Source organism: Methylocaldum sp. GT1BB (assembly GCF_051027545.1).
Taxonomy (GTDB): Bacteria; Pseudomonadota; Gammaproteobacteria; order Methylococcales; family Methylococcaceae; genus Methylocaldum.
The window spans coordinates 3,705,767-3,720,728 of the sequence record NZ_CP194902.1; the positions used below are offsets into that span (position 1 = coordinate 3,705,767).

The following is a 14,962-nucleotide window of genomic DNA, read 5'->3' on the forward strand; positions in this document are numbered from 1 at the left end:
TCTTGATGCAAAAAGACGCGGAACAGCAGGTTACCGATTTTCTCGATGTTCTGCGATTTCAGCAGCGGGTATCCCCACATACTTTGGCCAATTATTCACGCGACCTAGTGCAGCTAAAGCGATACTGCGACGTTCATGGCATACCGTGCTGGGACGCTTTAATCCCTCGGCATGTTCGGGACCATATCGCTTCCCGTCATATCGAGGGGCTGAGCAGCCGGAGCCTTCAACGAGAACTGTCGGCGATCCGCAGCTTCCTCAATTTTTTGGTGAAACGACGCCAAGTTCCGGACAACGTCGCACGCGGAATACGTCCTCCCAAATCGCCGCGGAAACTGCCGGCGCTATTGGATGCCGATCAAATGACGGGGCTCTTGGAAGGTGAGCAAGATGACGAACTGGAGATTCGCGATGTGGCCATGTGGGAGCTTTTCTACTCCTCGGGCCTACGATTGAGCGAACTGGTTTCGCTCGAAATTCAAGATCTGGATTTGAACGCTGGATCCATGCTGGTTAGGCACGGTAAGGGACAGAAGTCTCGCATCCTACCGGTCGGTCAATGCGCTTGCCAAGCCATCGAGCGCTGGCTGGTCTTGCGATCTCGCTACGCGCACGCCGGAGAGAAGGCGTTGTTCGTCAGCAAGAGAGGGAACCGAATCGCCGGTCGAACGGTTCAGTTGCGCCTTGAACGCTGGCAACGCAAGCTGGGCTTGCCTGAACACGTGCATCCGCACATGCTCAGACATTCGTTCGCGAGCCACATACTGGAGTCCAGCGGAGACTTGCGGGCCGTGCAGGAATTACTTGGACATGCCAATCTCAGTACCACGCAGATATACACCCATCTCGATTTTCAGCATTTGGCGGCCGTATACGATCAGTCACATCCTCGTGCGAAAAGGCGGCGTCCGGGTTCTTCTGTGACTTAAGCAGAACCTTTACGCTATAATGGTTTGATTCGGGGAACCGCTAAAGGGCTTTATTCATGTCAGTGCCAGAACAAACCGAAAGTCGGCCGGAATCACTCGGTTCGCGAATTAAGGGAGTATTCACCCCCAAAACGACGACCGAAAAAGGGCTCATTTGGGTAATCGGTGCGTTAGCGGTTGTGGTCGTGCTGATTTTCGTCGCCGTTTCATGGTACTGGAGTAAAGAACCCAGTAAGTTCGACGTACTCGAAATAGCCGCAAGGCACGGGAATGTCAAGAATCCAAAAGAATTGCCTCTCGGATACACGTATGCCTCCGCTCTTGTGCAAATCGGGGACACGTTGCTAAGGAAACCGGGCGGTCTTTTGGTTAACGACGTCTTTCCACCCGGGGTTTTGTTGGACAACATTCCTTCCTGGGAGTACGGCGCTCTTACGGCGTTGCGCGACGCGACCACGGCACTCCGTAACCATATCGCACGGGCTCAAACCCAGTCACGAGAAGATCCGGATCTGGCAAGAGCCGAGCCTTTTTTCTATTTCGATCACAAATCGTGGCAGCTGCCTTCATCCGAGTCGGAATACGAAAAAGGAATCGAGGCACTTGAAAGTTACCGCTTGCGTTTGATGAAACGTGACGCGAACTTTTATTCCCGTGCCGACAATCTGCGCCAATATTTAGAGGTGTTGGAAAAACGGTTGGGTAGCCTTTCCAATCGTTTAAGTGCCAGTGCGGGCGACACCAGGCAAGTCAGTGCCGATGAGCGTCGTACCGTCGTCACCAGGACGCCTTGGCTGATTATCGACGACGTTTTCTTCGAAGCACGCGGCTATACTTGGGCGGCGATGCATATTCTCAAAGCCATCGAGTTCGATTTCAGGGACATTCTCGGCAATAAAACCGCTTCGGTGACGCTGCAGCAAATTACTCATGAACTCGAGGATGGCCAAGCCACATATTTGAGCCCGGTCATTCTAAACGGTGGCGGTTTTGGCTTATTCGCCAATTATTCACTCACTTTGGCTAACTACATTGCTAGAGCCAACGCCGCGACTATCGACTTGCGCAGTCTCCTCCAGCAAGGATAATTGTCGTTTTGGACTCGGTCACGCTTCCACGCGGCACAGTAAAGGCCTTGCGGCTAATCGATCGACGATACCCCTCAAAAAATGCCTGAACATCCGAACGCGTAAGAGCCCCAAGTTACAGGCAGTTTTCGACTTCCGCTATGGTCTTTGCGATGGCGGAAGCTTTTCAATGAGCTTTAGATAGCGCTCATAGCGAGCATAGGGCAGGGCGCCGGTCTCCGCTGCTTCCCGCACGGCGCAGCCTTTATCATTGATATGCCTGCAATCGTTGAACCGGCAACGGGGTATCCACGGACGAAACTCCCGAAAGCCCGATGCCAGGTCACGAATGCTCATTTCAGCCAGACCGAAGACCGAGACTCCCGGACTATCGATGAGGTCTCCCCCATCTGGAAGATGGTAAAGGGTTGCCGTGGTCGTCGTGTGCCGACCCAAACTCGTCTTTTCCGAAAGCGTTCGTGTCTGGAGTTGCTTATCCGGTAATAGCGCATTCGTGAGCGATGATTTGCCTACGCCCGATTGTCCGACCAGCATGCTGCATTGTCCGATAAGCTCTTTTCGCAACTCGGAGAGCCTTTCGCCGGTCCTGACGCTGACTAGAAAGGAGTCATAGCCGATTCCGTGATAATCAGCCAATAAGCCTTCCCCCACCGCCTGGCTCGGGAGTAGGTCGACTTTATTGAAGATAAATGCTGCGCGGAGATCTCGGCGCTCGCAAGCGGCCAGATATTGATCGACCAATAACCAATCGGGTTCCGGTTCGGCGGCAACGACCACGAAAACCCGATCGAGATTGGCGGCCACCGGACGTATGGTTTCGTTATGGCCAGGGCGGGTCAGTACGTTTCGGCGGGGTAGAATTTCCACAACCCGCCCTAGATTCCCTTCGCTCGGCTCCCACAACACACGATCTCCCACTGTGGCGAAGCCCAAGCGCCTCCGGGTGTGGCAAAGGATTATGTCACCCGGTGATCCTTCGACGGCCAAGCCTTGGCCTAGGTGAGCGATCACGAGCCCCTCACGGAACGGAGAGCCCGGAGCAGCAGATTTTGACGTAACGGTTCTGCTATTCCGCCCTCTATTCATCTGCAGTCTTATGAAGACTTGGCCGACAAGTTAGCGATACGAATCGACGCGGGGGGATGGCTGTAATGGAAGGCAGAATACAAGGGGTCCGGCGTCAAGGTACTGGCGTTGTCGCGATAGAGCTTGACGAGGGCATTGATGAGATAGATCGGCCTGGTGTAATAAGCCGCGAAGTCGTCTGCTTCGAACTCATGGCGTCGTTGAAAATAAGCGATGATCGGTTGCAAAAACGTGGCGAATACCGGTGCGATCAGCATAAATAGAAGAAGCGCAAGAGCATTCGATTGGCTGCTTACCCCAAGGCCACTGTAAAACCAGTCCTGTCCACTTAGCCACCCCAGCAGGGCGAAGCCGGTAAGTGTAATCAGCGCGCTCGCAACAAGCATTTTCAATACGTGCTTACGCCGAAAATGGCCTAACTCGTGAGCCAATACCGCCTCCAACTCATCATGATTTAGAGAATTGATCAGGGTGTCGAAGAAAACGATACGCTTGCTGTCTCCAATTCCAGTGAAATAGGCGTTTCCATGCCCGGACCGACGTGAGCCGTCCATTACAAAGATACCCTTGCTTTGAAAGCCGCACCGGTCCAGCAAAGTTTCGATGCGCTTTTTCAGCGTCTCATCTTCGAGCGGCGTGAACTTGTTAAACAAAGGTGCGATGAAAGTAGGAAAGGCCCAACTCATCAGAATGGAAAACCCCATCACGATCGACCACGCCAAGAGCCACCAATAATTTCCCACGCTCTGCATGATCCACAGTATCAAAGCGAGCAAAGGTCCGCCGATAGCCAAACTTAACCCGGTTTGGAGCAATAGATCGGTGATGAACTGTTTGGGCGTATTGCGGTTAAAGCCGTAGCGCTCCTCGATCACGAAAGTTTGATAGAGGCTTATGGGCAGCTCGAACAGGTTGATCAAAAGCATCGTTGAGAGAATCACGGCGATCCCCGTAACGAGGGGGGACAACTCGAAGCCTGCCCAAAATCGATTCACGACGTCGATGCCGCCACCGAGTGTAAACAGCAACAAGATCACCAAGCCGACTATTCGATCGACGTTTGCCAAGCGCGCTTTATCTATCGTGTAATCTGCCGCTTTCCGATGCGCCTCTAGCGAAATGGTGTCTTTGAACGCGTCGGGAACCGCATCCCTATGAGTGCGGACGTAAGCCAACTGCCGATGCGACAGCCACCACTCGATAGCAAAGGCAAGGGCGAGCGTCACGAGAAATAGGACAGTGAACATGTTCATCGGATTAGGGGCTTGGTTTCTCTATATCGGCTTTACAGCTTAGCCTTTGGTAAAATCCCTGACAAGATTTCTCGGTTAATGACTCCCTTAGCTCGCCGTTTTCACGCGGAGCTTAGAGCATAACTGCGATGAGTCCCATCACCATCATTCCCTCCATAATAAAGGAACGTTCATGGCACAAGATTCACAAAACCTCATCTGGGTAGACTTGGAGATGACCGGCCTCGACACTCAAACTGACCATATTATCGAGATTGCGACGGTGGTGACCGACAAAGATTTGAATGTTTTGGCTGAGGGGCCGGTATTGGCGATTTTTCAAAGCGATGAAGCGCTTGCTCGCATGGACGATTGGAACAAGAAACACCATGGGGAATCCGGATTAATCGATCGGGTCCGGGAGAGCCGCACGGCCGAATCGGATGCCGAAAAGCTTACGCTCTCATTTCTGCAACAGTGGGTACCCGCCGGAGCATCGCCGATGTGCGGCAACAGTATCTGTCAGGACCGGCGGTTCCTCGCACGATGGATGCCGGAATTGGAAGCTTATTTCCATTATCGTAATCTCGATGTATCGACTCTGAAGGAGTTGGCGGGGCGCTGGGCACCACATCTCAAAGAAGGATTTAGAAAAAAGAATTCGCATCGGGCTCTCGACGATATTTTGGAATCGATTGCAGAACTCCAATACTACCGGAAATACCTCTTTAAGCTTTGAGGCATATTCCCCGCCGTTGGATTTACAAATGCTTGTGCCGAGAAAAATCTCTTCACGAATTATTCAATGCACCTACGAGACCCATTTTCTTTGAGAGAAACGCTCCGATCTCGCATTCCATTGCCCGGAGATACTCGCGAAGGGTGTCACGCGACGGTGATGCCACCAGAGCGGTTTCTAATTCGCTAGCTGCCTTTCTGATGCCAAACAAACCACAGAAGCTCGCTGATCCGTTGATCTTGTGGGTAATTTCTCTGGCTTGGCGGTAATTATCATCACAGAGTGCTTTTTCCACGTCGGCTAGCTGTTCAGGCAGTTCTTGAGCCAGTCTAAGCATGAGCTTTTCGGCTAGTGCCCGGTCACCACCGGTTTTTTCGATGATCGCATCGAGATAAAGATCATACGAATCGGCAGAGGGTAGGGTGGTGCGAGGTGATGGGCCTGCACTGACGCCCAGCCAGGTGTCGATGACTCTCAAAAGCTGGTCTTCCAAGATGGGTTTGATCAGACAGTCGCAAAATCCAGCTTCGAGAATCTCCTTTCGCTGTTGAGGAAGCGCATGGGCGGTAACTGCGATTATCGGCGTATTTCGATTAAAAAACTCAGCGTCCATCCGAATGGCTTGTATTACGTCGAAGCCACTTACTCCCGGCATGCGCAGATCGAGAAAAATCAAGTCGAAATAGTGTGTCCGGATTTTCTCGACTGCCTTGATGCCGCTGCCTGCTTCGATGACATGCGCGCCCAAATCGGAAAGCTGCGTTGTCAGGAGAATGCGGTTGATCTCATTATCATCGACAACCAGGAAGTTCTTTTGGCGGAACACCCCAAGGCCCTTCGCGTAGATTTATGACAGGATAATCAAAGCAGGGTTCAAGAATAAGTTAGCCGGTCGAATGAGTTCTGGCAGACGGATCGAAAATCGATGTATTGAATTAAAAGCGCCGAGATAATCTGGCGAAATTATTTTCGCGGCTTACCGAACACCTACAAACCGAGAATGATCGCGACCATAAGGAGGGTCATGAAAACGCCTATAGTCGTGAGAATCGCCCCTTGAACCTTCTTCGCCTCATCCATCAGGCCCATTATCCCAAAGACGAGGCCAACCGGAGGCACAAACAAGGTGGCAACAATCAAACCGCTCATCATCAAGAGATTCCAAGGCTCGCCTGCCACGGTTTTGCCTTCGACGTCTCCGACGCTGTCGACCGGATGGCCACACCCCGTACAAACCACTGCTTTGTCTTTAATCTCTTTTCCGCAATGTTGACAATACATACATGCCCCAGAACTTGTCTTTATGTCTACCTGTCAGAAAGCGCCTTTAACTTCTTTAAGGCGTCTGCTTTATCGAGAATTATGGAATCGAGAGAATAGCTCAATGCTCAGTTGCTGACCATATCATTCCGGCCACAGTTCCCTTTATTACTTCGAGATTTTCATCAGCAACTGAGAAACGTGATGGCCAATTGGCACCGTCAGCTTAGGAAAAAGGCGGCGGTTCAGGGCTGATAGAGTGCACAATTTTCGCTTATTGTGTGAGAATAACGGACTTAACAAAGTCTGACACGGAGATATCGTCCCGGCACGTGCCGTCCTGGAGAATGACCTGCCGCTTTGTTGAATCCTGATGTCTAACAGTTTGGCGCGCGTGGCGCTCGACAATTCGAAATCGATTGAGAGGAATAAGAGGCAATGAGCAAAAGAGTATTAAAAACCGTAATGGGAGCCGCTGTCGTAACATCCTTGTCCGCTGTCGCTAATGCGTCCGAAAACCCATTTGGAATTAAAGACTTGGATAGTGGCTATCTGCAGGTGGCAGAGGCCGGCAAGGAGCAAAAAGAAATGGTATGCGGCGAGGGGAAATGCGGCGGGCAAATGATGAAATCCCAGGAAATGAATTGCGGCGCCATGAAAAAACAAAGCCAGGAGCAGGAGAAAAAAGCAATGGAAGGCAAATGTGCAGGTATGAAAACGGATCAAGCGCAGCCTCCCAGCACGGAAACGAAACCACAATAAGCGACTTCGTGTTGCCACCCTCCGGGGAACATGAAGAATTTCGCCATCCAAGGCGCCGGGCTCGGTCTTAGGCGGGCCTTCATTGGCCCGCTTACCGAGCATCTGCCGGAATCGGTCGATTTTTACGAAATCGCACCGGAAAATTGGATGAGAATAGGGGGGAAGCTCGGAAAACAGCTACGAACCTTAACCGAGCGGTTTCCCTTCGTCTGTCACGGATTATCCCTGTCGCTGGGTGGTCCTGCGCCGCTTGACGAAGAATTTCTCACCGAGCTCAAGACTTTCCTCGACCGGCATCATATTCGCCTGTACAGCGAACATCTGAGTTACTGTGGAGATGACGGCCATCTGTACGACCTCATGCCGATTCCATTTACGGAAGAAGCGGTCAAATACACAGCTGAGCGCATCATCAGAACTCAAGAGATTCTCGAGCGGCGGATAGCGATCGAAAACATTTCCTATTACGCCGCACCGGGCAAAGAGCTCGAAGAAATCGATTTCCTCAACGCGGTGCTTGAAGAAGCTGACTGCGACCTGCTGCTCGACATCAATAATATTTATGTCAACAGCGTTAACCACGGCTACGATGCGGAAGCGTTTTTGAGCGCGATACCGGCGCATCGTATCGCCTATGCCCATGTAGCGGGGCACTACGTCGAGGCGGTTGATTTTCTGGTCGACACCCACGGCGCGACCGTTATAGACCCGGTTTGGCGATTGCTGAGCATGGCTTATGAGAAATTCGGCGTGTTTCCGACTCTTTTAGAGCGGGATTTCAACATTCCTGCTTTATCCGAACTTCTTTCTGAAGTTCAACGGATTCGAGCGCTTCAGACGGCTGCATCGTCGCAACCTGTTCGGCGTTATGGCTAACGAGATCGCTCCATTCCAACAGATACAATATGCGTTTGCCGCATATATTCGTGAACCACATCAAAATCCACCTCCGTGCGGACCCGCGCCGGAACGGATGAAGGTTTACCGAGAACTGTTCTTCAACAACATCGAGAACTTTCTCGCAACTGGTTTTCCGGTGCTCAAGAGTATCTTGAGCAAGACTGATTGGCTTGCTTTAGTTCAGGCGTTCTATGCAAGGCATCGAAGTAAAACGCCATACTTTGCCGAAATAGCCGAAGAATTTCTGGATTATCTCCAGAATGAATACATAAGCCGCCCTAGCGATCCGCCATATTTGCTGGAACTCGCGCATTACGAGTGGACCGAGTTGGCTTTAGTCATCGCTGAAGGCGAGGTGCCACAAGGAAATATCGACTCGGCTGATGACCCGCTGGAGCAAACGTTCCACCTGTCGGAACTTGCCTGGCCCTTGGTTTACCAATTCCCCGTACACAAAATCGGCCCGGGGCAGCAGCCGAGCGAACCTCCGGACCAGCCCACTTGTCTTGTCGTGTATCGCGACCGTGCCGATACGGTGAAATTCTTGGAAATTAGCCCCGTAACGTGCCGGCTCCTGCAGATTCTTCAACAAGAAGAAGAGATGCGGGGGATCGATTGCCTCTTCAAGTTGGCAGCGGAAATCGGGCATTCAGATCCTCAAGCTTTAGCCTGCCATGGCGCTGAGATCCTGCGATCGCTTTCGGAGCGTGGCGTCATCGGGATTTGCCGATAACGAACGCCCACTCGATTTGCGGGGGAGTTCCGCGCTTCGAGCATCCAAGCTGTCCCTCTCACTAAAAAACGTTTTAACCGGCGCCTCCTCCGCTCCCGATCGGATTTTTCCTGGCATTGGAGTTTCTCCGATTTTCTTGCTGTCACAACAAGGCTTCACGCTCCGAGTTCTACTGCTCGGGCTGGATATCGGCGCATTTCGTCTCTTCCTGTCCGACGTCGCAACTGCGGTAAACGATAGGTGTTACGTAATGAAAAATATTTGAAATTAGTCGTTACGTAACTATAATAGAACTGCCTTCGCTAAATGCCGTTAGTAACGAGAAATGAAAGACCAGACTGATAAGCAGCCCGTTAAAAGTGCCCCCTTGCAACGTCGACGGGGGCGTCCTGCAACTGGTCAAGCAAAAACCAATGCGCAGCGACAGGCGGAATGGCGAGCCAAGAGGCAGGCCGAATTACAGGCGTTACGTGACGAAAAAGGGAAGGGGACTGGTGGGCATGAAGTTGAGCGGATGAAAGCCGAGCTTGAATCGGTGCAGCGGGAACTGATCCAGGTTCAAAGCGAGTTGGCGGATGTAATTAAGCTGTTGAATGATGCGGGACTTGAGATTTCCAACCTGAAGTCGAATCGTTACGTAACTCAAAATTAACGGCCGATCGTTGGTTATGACGAACTTCCGTTGGCGACCAAGAATTTACTCCATGACGGGATCGATTGGCGGGCTTGGTCAGTTTCCTCTGTCGGTTCAGTTGATTTCGTATGGAATCTGGTCAGAAAGACCTGGCCGACGATGTTCCATGGACTAAAGATCCAACCGGCGACGAGATTTACATCAGCGTGGAATTGGGACCCGCCGACAAGTCCGACCGAAAATGTTTGAAGAGCCACCTCCCAGCCCCGCCTTTCCGATGAGCCGATAGGTGACGTCGCCTGCTACGGCTTACCTTTATTTAGTATCGATCGCCCCGGATGCCCGTGAACCATTTTTGAAGTGCCCATGCTTGTAACACGGGCACTTTGTCCCATGGGGGGACTTTTTAGGTTTTGGATGAGGGTGGTGGTTGGTCACCGCGGCGGCGATAAATGAGGAATGTCTTCCTTTGGGCATAATTTGACGCCATGAAAGATGCTGCCTATTTTTGATCTGGATTCGACCGCGTTTTCGATATCGACTTGATGTTGGGCGTCAAGAAACTCAGCTGGTAATAATTTCGCGGATAAACTATTACGCAGCCCGGATATGATTATGTCGTTTACTACACCAGGAGAACTAAATGTCGGACATGAACAATTCCACTTGGTTTGAAGACTACGTGGAGGATGCGGATGATCTGCAAGTGGAGGAATATGACATTACAGCCGCACCAAATGACTTCAATGTCCTAACCATACAAAGCTTCCTTGAGTCTGGGGCCGTCCGTATACCCGGCTTTCAGCGCAACTATGTATGGGATATCGGCCGAGCCTCTAAGCTGATTGAATCACTATGTCGATTTATTATTTCATCAAGCAGCGATTTCCAAGAAAGGATAGACGGGCAGAGCTTCGAGTGATCTTTGATGAGCACGGGAAAATACCGGAAAGCATCATCCATGATGACAATTACTTTGAAAACTTCCGATTGAAATTGAGCGAATCGCTTCGAGATGCTTTATCGCTCAAACTCACTTTCTGAGTGGCGACGCCTGCTTGGTAACAAAAACCCAGATCTTCACATGAAAGATGTTGAAGTTTTGCTGCGAGGTTTCGCGTTCCTGATAGACCGCCATAACTATGCACCTTCCATGGTCAAATTTCTAAACCAGTTCTCTCGGAAGGCAAGAAGCTATAATGAGACGCAAAATAAGTTCCTTTCTGACCTCTTGGTATCGTCTATTGGCGCTTGCGCTGATCTATCAGATAACGCTTTCTTAAACAAGAAAAGCGGACGGTTCAATGTCGCACTTTATGAGGCAACCTTCGCTGCAGTTTGTAGTAAAGCCTTTTCGGAAAACAGGATGCTTTCGGAAAAGCTGTCGCCAGATCGATTGGCGAATTTAGAGAGTGATAAAGCATTCCTTGACGCAATGATCGAAGGAACGACGCAAACCAAGAATGTAAAAGCCAGACTTGATCGGGCTTCCCAGATTCTTGGGGAATTTTAATTTATGGGTTCTTCGACGCCTGTTGATCGTCTTTACGACGAGTCGGTTTCTGTTATCCACACCCTTGGGATAAGTGAGCCATCGCTCGCCGTTGCTGCAGGAGATAGCTTTCGAAAAGCTCTTATCCTGGCTGCCGCTAGCTACTTCGAGCATCGTGTTTCGTCATGCGTGTTGGAGTTTGTGGATGAGCGTGCGAATGGATCAGGCCTTGTGGTGGCCTTTGTGAAGAATAAAGCTGTATCCCGTCAGTACCATACGTGGTTCAAATGGGATGACACAAATGCGAACCAATTTTTCGGCCTGTTCGGTAGCGACTTTAAGCAGAAGATGGTCGATCGGATCAAGGAATCTGAAGAACTTAAGAGATCCGTTCGCGCCTTTCTTGAGGTTGGCAACGAGCGAAATAAGCTTGTGCATCAGGACTTCGCATCATTTTCTCTAGAGAAGACACTGGAGGAAATATATGAACTCTATAGCCTGGCATTGTTGTTTGTGGAAGGTCTTAGCACATTCCTTAGAGAGTGCTAACCGCCGATTACTCAATGACTCGGTGCTCATACTACGTTACCGCCATTTTGACGCTGAACAAATCATTCCAGCGTTAGGTGTCAATTGGCTCTCTGGGCCAAAAAACTGGAAAAGCTAGTTGCACAAGATCGCTGTGCAGGCGATTCAGTTTCGGACAAAGCCCGACAAAATTGGTTTCAGCCGTTTTTTCGGGTTAGAGTTTCCCGTCCCGGGCGGATCCGGAAACCTCGCAATCGGGATGCCAGCTCGATAGCCGGCGGTCCTGTTCCTGTAATAGCCGCATGACCAGACGCGGTGCACCTTTCTGGTCCCAATTGCGGATGGTCCGTTCCGTGACCTCGAACCAGCGTGCGGCGGTTGGGATGTCCAAAAACAAATACCCGCGCAGCCGGTAGAACTCGGAGTTTCTTTTTCTTCTCATTGGAATGCATGCTCCTGGATTGAAGGAGCATGCGAGATATGAAGGTGTGCTTTGGGTGGCGCAGTGAACTAGCTCACTGCTTCGCGGCGCGGATTGTGGTAACGCTGGCCTGGCCATGAAATGACGGCAATAGCGCATAATGTATATTATGTTAAATCAGAAACCACGGGCTAAATACATAGTGTTGAAAGCGGCTCCCATTTCTGAACCGCTTCCAACAAACAGATCGATCGACACTGCTATCGCGTGCCTCGATGACTAATGCCGTTTACTAAATTAAGACTCAAACGTTGAAGCGGAAATGAACTACATCACCATCGTGCATGACGTAGTCCTTTCCCTCGAGGCGCCACTTTCCAGCATCTTTGGCGCCTTGTTCGCCTCGATGGCCGATGAAGTCATCGTATGCAATGACTTCGGCGCGAATGAAGCCGCGTTCGAAATCCGTGTGAATTACACCCGCAGCTTGGGGAGCCGTCGCTCCGATCGGGATGGTCCAAGCCCGTACCTCCTTAACTCCGGCCGTAAAGTAAGTCGCCAGGTTGAGCAGTCGATACGCGGCTCTAATGACACGGTTCAAGCCCGGTTCTTCCAATCCCATTTCCTTTAAAAAGTCTCCTTTCTCATCATCTTCCAGTTGCGCTATTTCAGCTTCGAAAGCTGCACAAACCGGCACGACCACAGCCCCCTCCTTTTCTGCGAAGGCGCGTACTTGGTCTAAGTAGGGATTATTTTCGAATCCATCCTCGCGTACATTGGCGATGTACATCGTCGGCTTCATCGTAAGAAGATGCAGGTCGCGAACAAACGCTCTGGCCTCTTCCTCCATCGGCAGAGTTCGTGCCGGTTGACCGGAATCGAGATGTTCCAGCAATTTCTCAATCAGCTGCTTCTTTGCTAAATCTTCCTTGCTTCCGGATTTCGCCGATTTCGATACACGCTGCAAAGCTTTATCGGCCGTAGCTAGATCGGCCAAAGTCAGCTCTGTGTTGATGATTTCGATATCCGAAATGGGGTCGACTTTTCCTGCCACATGCACAACATCTTCGTCTTCGAAGCAGCGGACGACATGGGCAATGGCATCGGTCTCTCGAATGTGCGCGAGGAATTGGTTTCCCAACCCCTCCCCTTTAGACGCGCCGGCTACCAGGCCTGCAATATCGACAAATTCGATGGTCGTCGGTACAACGCGCTCCGGCTTTACAATTTCGGCCAGTGCGTCCAATCGGGGATCCGGTACGGGAACCACGCCGACGTTTGGGTCGATGGTACAAAAAGGATAATTTTCCGCCGCAATGGCTGCTTTTGTCAGTGCATTAAACAAGGTGGATTTGCCGACGTTCGGCAAACCCACGATTCCGCAGTGAAGCGTCATACGTGAATAATTTATAGAGTCTGTAGTATTTAAGATTCGAGGCGATGGTATCGGTCTTCGAACCGAACGATATCGTCCTCGCCGAGATAACTTCCGGATTGTACTTCAATGATTTCCAAAGGAATTGTGCCCGGATTTTCAAGGCGATGCCTAATGCCGAGCGGGATATAAGTGGACTCGTTTTCGGTGAGAAGAAAGGTATCTTCACCGCGCGTCACTTGCGCCGTGCCTTTGACGACGATCCAATGTTCCGCGCGATGGTGATGCATCTGTAGCGAGAGAGTCGCGCCAGGCTTAATCGTAAGGCGTTTTACCTGATAACGAGAGCCGTTATCGATCGACTCATAATCACCCCAGGGCCTGTGAACTTTCGCGTGGAACACGTGCTCCGATCTATTGGCTTTCTTGAGATACTCCGTGATCGACTTAACATCCTGAGCTCTATCTTTGTGGGCCACTAAAACGGCATCCGTGGTTTCGATCACTACAACGTCTTCTATACCGACCGTGGCCAAAAAACGGTTCTGCGAATACAGCAACGAGTTTCTCGTATCTTTGAGAAAGACATCGCCGATCGCGACGTTGCCGGAATCATCCGCAGGCTTCACTTCGCTGAGCGCCGGCCACGATCCAAGATCCGACCAACCCGCGTCCAGCGCCAATACGACGCCTCTAGGCACCTCCTCCGCCGCGGTGTTCAGCTTTTCCATGACAGCGTAATCGATCGAGTCACTAGGACATTGTGCAAATGCGTCCTTGTCGACACGTATGAAATCACCGTCACGTTTGCTGGCCGACAATGCCGCCTTGCAAGCGTCAAAGATTGCAGGCTGGCAACGACTAATTTGGTCAAGCCAGATTCCGGCCCGCATGATAAATATCCCACTGTTCCAGAAATAGCGGCCGGACGCGAGATAATCGGCAGCCGTTTTGGCATCCGGTTTTTCCGTAAACCCATCTAGAACGAATACGCCCTGCTCAATGTCAGCCCCGCGCCGAATATAACCAAAGCCTGTTTCCGGCTTTTGAGCCACTATGCCGAACGTGACGATGTCACCTTTGGCAGCCAGTTCCACGGCTTTCGACATTCGCGCCTGAAATTCTGCGACATTTTCTACGTGATGATCGGAGGGTAATACCACCAAAACGGGATCGCACTCATCCTCTAAAGCGTACAAAGCTGCAAGAGTCACTGCCGGCGCGGTATTTTTTCCGATAGGCTCAAGAAGAATAGCGCTTCGGTCCAAGCCCATCTGTCTAAGCTGCTCTGCCACGATAAACCGGTGCATTTCGTTGCAGACGACCAAGGGCGACAGTAACTCTAACTGGCCCTCCTGAGCGCCCATGCTAATGACCCGATAAATCGTTTCCTGAAAGAGACTTTTATCTCCGACAAGCGGGAGGAATTGTTTTGGGTAAGCTTCCCGTGAAAATGGCCATAATCGAGTACCGGCCCCTCCAGATAAAACCACAGCCTGAACAGATATCTTCATGAGCTTTCCGTAAAAATCGTCTGATCAGTACAAGAGTATAAACGAGGCGGCTGAATCCTAGCCATCCCAGTTGCTCACAGGTGACTTGTACTTCCATTCGTCACGAAAGAGCGAGGCGGCAAACGATTGATTATCATTACATGGGTTATACTGAAAAAAGGTTATCCGGATAAACGCCTAAGCCCGTTCTCTCAATTCAGTTCAAAATCTTGGCACTTCGAAAAATTTTCAACGGACCCGAATTCGGTAGTACTGCCAGACCGAAATCA

At 51.0% G+C, this 14,962-nt stretch carries 17 protein-coding genes; 10 read left to right on the forward strand and 7 right to left on the reverse strand.

The features are described 5' to 3' along the window. The first annotated feature begins 5 nt into the window (after positions 1–5). Both xerC and ACR2TX_RS17875 read left to right on the forward strand, forming a co-directional pair. Positions 6–929 (forward strand): tyrosine recombinase XerC, encoded by a 924-nt coding sequence (gene xerC / locus ACR2TX_RS17870; RefSeq protein WP_086134767.1) that lies wholly within the window; start codon positions 6–8, stop codon positions 927–929. Positions 930–985: 56 nt separating this feature from the next. Next, positions 986–2,017: a DUF2333 family protein gene (locus ACR2TX_RS17875; protein ID WP_077732566.1), complete on the forward strand. Its 1,032-nt coding sequence runs from the start codon at positions 986–988 to the stop codon at positions 2,015–2,017. A 138-nt stretch (positions 2,018–2,155) separates the two neighbouring features. Here the strand turns inward: ACR2TX_RS17875 and rsgA are convergent, their stop codons facing one another. Further along, positions 2,156–3,103 (reverse strand): ribosome small subunit-dependent GTPase A, encoded by a 948-nt coding sequence (gene rsgA / locus ACR2TX_RS17880; protein WP_434112649.1) that lies wholly within the window; start codon positions 3,101–3,103, stop codon positions 2,156–2,158. An 8-nt stretch (positions 3,104–3,111) separates the two neighbouring features. Further along, the gene (locus ACR2TX_RS17885; RefSeq protein ID WP_077732564.1) at positions 3,112–4,356 is read right to left on the reverse strand and encodes a M48 family metallopeptidase; all 1,245 of its coding nucleotides are present in this window, start codon (positions 4,354–4,356) and stop codon (positions 3,112–3,114) included. A gap of 172 nt (positions 4,357–4,528) precedes the next feature. Between ACR2TX_RS17885 and orn the strand changes: the two genes are divergently transcribed. Continuing rightward, complete coding sequence (gene orn, locus ACR2TX_RS17890) at positions 4,529–5,074, forward strand: oligoribonuclease (protein ID WP_077732563.1); 546 nt, start codon at positions 4,529–4,531, stop codon at positions 5,072–5,074. Positions 5,075–5,126: 52 nt separating this feature from the next. Here orn and ACR2TX_RS17895 read toward each other — a convergent pair whose 3' ends face one another. After that, on the reverse strand, positions 5,127–5,900 hold the full coding sequence (locus ACR2TX_RS17895) for a response regulator (protein WP_434130397.1): 774 nt from the start codon (positions 5,898–5,900) through the stop codon (positions 5,127–5,129). A gap of 161 nt (positions 5,901–6,061) precedes the next feature. Then, positions 6,062–6,355: a zinc ribbon domain-containing protein gene (locus ACR2TX_RS17900; RefSeq protein ID WP_077732561.1), complete on the reverse strand. Its 294-nt coding sequence runs from the start codon at positions 6,353–6,355 to the stop codon at positions 6,062–6,064. Between the two features lie 417 nt (positions 6,356–6,772). Here ACR2TX_RS17900 and ACR2TX_RS17905 point away from each other — a divergent pair, with 417 nt between their 5' ends. The 7 genes from ACR2TX_RS17905 to ACR2TX_RS17935 all read left to right on the forward strand — a co-directional run bounded on the left by ACR2TX_RS17905 (position 6,773) and on the right by ACR2TX_RS17935 (position 11,404). Then, a complete protein-coding gene (locus tag ACR2TX_RS17905; protein ID WP_077732560.1) occupies positions 6,773–7,096 on the forward strand; it encodes an HvfA family oxazolone/thioamide-modified RiPP metallophore in 324 nt (107 codons plus the stop codon). Positions 7,097–7,126: 30 nt separating this feature from the next. After that, positions 7,127–7,972 carry an HvfB family MNIO-type RiPP peptide maturase gene (locus ACR2TX_RS17910; protein WP_434130398.1) on the forward strand — a complete coding sequence of 282 codons (846 nt, stop codon included), beginning with the start codon at positions 7,127–7,129 and terminating at the stop codon, positions 7,970–7,972. Then, positions 7,965–8,729 (forward strand): HvfC family RiPP maturation protein, encoded by a 765-nt coding sequence (locus ACR2TX_RS17915; RefSeq protein ID WP_086134761.1) that lies wholly within the window; start codon positions 7,965–7,967, stop codon positions 8,727–8,729. Before ACR2TX_RS17910 ends, ACR2TX_RS17915 begins: the two co-directional genes overlap by 8 nt. Before the next feature lie 325 nt (positions 8,730–9,054). After that, a complete protein-coding gene (locus ACR2TX_RS17920) occupies positions 9,055–9,381 on the forward strand; it encodes a hypothetical protein (RefSeq protein WP_133716007.1) in 327 nt (108 codons plus the stop codon). Between the two features lie 634 nt (positions 9,382–10,015). Continuing rightward, complete coding sequence (locus ACR2TX_RS17925; protein ID WP_434130400.1) at positions 10,016–10,285, forward strand: DUF262 domain-containing protein; 270 nt, start codon at positions 10,016–10,018, stop codon at positions 10,283–10,285. Between the two features lie 162 nt (positions 10,286–10,447). Beyond that, positions 10,448–10,876: a hypothetical protein gene (locus ACR2TX_RS17930; protein WP_434130402.1), complete on the forward strand. Its 429-nt coding sequence runs from the start codon at positions 10,448–10,450 to the stop codon at positions 10,874–10,876. A 3-nt stretch (positions 10,877–10,879) separates the two neighbouring features. Beyond that, on the forward strand, positions 10,880–11,404 hold the full coding sequence (locus tag ACR2TX_RS17935; RefSeq protein WP_434130403.1) for a HEPN domain-containing protein: 525 nt from the start codon (positions 10,880–10,882) through the stop codon (positions 11,402–11,404). Between the two features lie 193 nt (positions 11,405–11,597). On the opposite strand, the gene ACR2TX_RS17940 is transcribed toward ACR2TX_RS17935, so the two are convergent. From ACR2TX_RS17940 to ACR2TX_RS17950, 3 genes are all read right to left on the reverse strand, one after another. Then, entirely contained in the window at positions 11,598–11,825 is a 228-nt protein-coding gene (locus tag ACR2TX_RS17940; RefSeq protein WP_434130405.1) for a hypothetical protein, read from the reverse strand. 283 nt (positions 11,826–12,108) lie between these two features. Then, complete coding sequence (ychF, locus tag ACR2TX_RS17945) at positions 12,109–13,200, reverse strand: redox-regulated ATPase YchF (protein ID WP_077732554.1); 1,092 nt, start codon at positions 13,198–13,200, stop codon at positions 12,109–12,111. Positions 13,201–13,229: 29 nt separating this feature from the next. Further along, positions 13,230–14,693 (reverse strand): mannose-1-phosphate guanylyltransferase/mannose-6-phosphate isomerase, encoded by a 1,464-nt coding sequence (locus tag ACR2TX_RS17950; protein ID WP_086134758.1) that lies wholly within the window; start codon positions 14,691–14,693, stop codon positions 13,230–13,232. Between the last annotated feature and the right edge of the window lie 269 nt (positions 14,694–14,962).

Excerpts from the sequence above, each read along its gene's own strand:
- ACR2TX_RS17900 (WP_077732561.1), bottom strand. The coding sequence starts at position 6,355 with ATGTATTGTCAACATTGCGGAAAAGAGATTAAAGACAAAGCAGTGGTT.
- ACR2TX_RS17885 (WP_077732564.1), bottom strand. The coding sequence starts at position 4,356 with ATGAACATGTTCACTGTCCTATTTCTCGTGACGCTCGCCCTTGCCTTT.
- ACR2TX_RS17925 (WP_434130400.1), top strand. The coding sequence starts at position 10,016 with ATGAACAATTCCACTTGGTTTGAAGACTACGTGGAGGATGCGGATGAT.
- ACR2TX_RS17950 (WP_086134758.1), bottom strand. The coding sequence starts at position 14,693 with ATGAAGATATCTGTTCAGGCTGTGGTTTTATCTGGAGGGGCCGGTACT.
- ACR2TX_RS17940 (WP_434130405.1), bottom strand. The coding sequence starts at position 11,825 with ATGAGAAGAAAAAGAAACTCCGAGTTCTACCGGCTGCGCGGGTATTTG.
- ychF (WP_077732554.1), bottom strand. The coding sequence starts at position 13,200 with ATGACGCTTCACTGCGGAATCGTGGGTTTGCCGAACGTCGGCAAATCC.
- ACR2TX_RS17920 (WP_133716007.1), top strand. The coding sequence starts at position 9,055 with ATGAAAGACCAGACTGATAAGCAGCCCGTTAAAAGTGCCCCCTTGCAA.
- ACR2TX_RS17905 (WP_077732560.1), top strand. The coding sequence starts at position 6,773 with ATGAGCAAAAGAGTATTAAAAACCGTAATGGGAGCCGCTGTCGTAACA.
- ACR2TX_RS17910 (WP_434130398.1), top strand. The coding sequence starts at position 7,127 with ATGAAGAATTTCGCCATCCAAGGCGCCGGGCTCGGTCTTAGGCGGGCC.
- ACR2TX_RS17935 (WP_434130403.1), top strand. The coding sequence starts at position 10,880 with ATGGGTTCTTCGACGCCTGTTGATCGTCTTTACGACGAGTCGGTTTCT.
- ACR2TX_RS17875 (WP_077732566.1), top strand. The coding sequence starts at position 986 with ATGTCAGTGCCAGAACAAACCGAAAGTCGGCCGGAATCACTCGGTTCG.
- rsgA (WP_434112649.1), bottom strand. The coding sequence starts at position 3,103 with ATGAATAGAGGGCGGAATAGCAGAACCGTTACGTCAAAATCTGCTGCT.
- ACR2TX_RS17915 (WP_086134761.1), top strand. The coding sequence starts at position 7,965 with ATGGCTAACGAGATCGCTCCATTCCAACAGATACAATATGCGTTTGCC.
- ACR2TX_RS17930 (WP_434130402.1), top strand. The coding sequence starts at position 10,448 with ATGAAAGATGTTGAAGTTTTGCTGCGAGGTTTCGCGTTCCTGATAGAC.
- orn (WP_077732563.1), top strand. The coding sequence starts at position 4,529 with ATGGCACAAGATTCACAAAACCTCATCTGGGTAGACTTGGAGATGACC.
- xerC (WP_086134767.1), top strand. The coding sequence starts at position 6 with ATGCAAAAAGACGCGGAACAGCAGGTTACCGATTTTCTCGATGTTCTG.